Source organism: Methylobacterium sp. WL18 (genome assembly GCF_008040015.1).
GTDB lineage: Bacteria > Pseudomonadota > Alphaproteobacteria > Rhizobiales > Beijerinckiaceae > Methylobacterium > Methylobacterium mesophilicum.
Map to the genome: position 1 here is coordinate 1 of NZ_VRVD01001239.1, position 600 is coordinate 600.

Annotated in this window: 1 protein-coding gene; it reads left to right on the forward strand. The window is 74.3% G+C overall.

Translation table 11 applies throughout. From position 1 onward, the window contains the following. The coding region (locus FV228_RS32075; RefSeq protein ID WP_147858000.1) for an oligopeptide transporter, OPT family at positions 1-600 on the forward strand (600 nt) is incomplete at both ends.

Genomic DNA, 600 nt, shown 5'->3' on the forward strand with positions numbered 1-600 from the left:
GGCGCGGACCACCCGCGCGCGGAGCGCGACCTGCCGATCACCTGGGTCGCGGGCGGGGCGCTGGCCCTGTGCGTGCCGCTGGCGCTGCTGTTTGCCGACTTCGCCCGCCCGGCCAGGCTCGGCGGCACGCTGATCGTCTTCGCGGTGGCGGCGACGCTGTTCATGGTGCTGTTCGGCTTCCTGATGGCCGCCGCCTGCGGCTACCTCGCGGGCCTGCTCGGCTCCTCGTCGAGCCCGATCTCGGGGATCGGGATCCTCACCACCATGGCGACCGCGCTGCTGCTGCCGGTGCTGCTGGGCCACGCCGCCGGCCCCGAGGGCGACCGGTTCGTCACCGGCATGGCGCTGCTGCTCACCGCCGTCATCGTCACCACCGCGTCGATCGCCAACGACAACCTGCAGGACCTCAAGACCGGGCAGGTGGTGGGCGCCACCCCCTGGCACCAGCAGGTCGCGCTGATCATCGGCGTCGGGGTCGGCGCCCTGGTGATCGCGCCGCTCCTGTCGCTGCTCTACCAGGCCTACGGCTTCGTCGGCGCGCCGTCCCGCGAGGGGCTCGACCCGGCGAGCGCCCTGGCGGCGCCCCAGGCCGCCCTGATG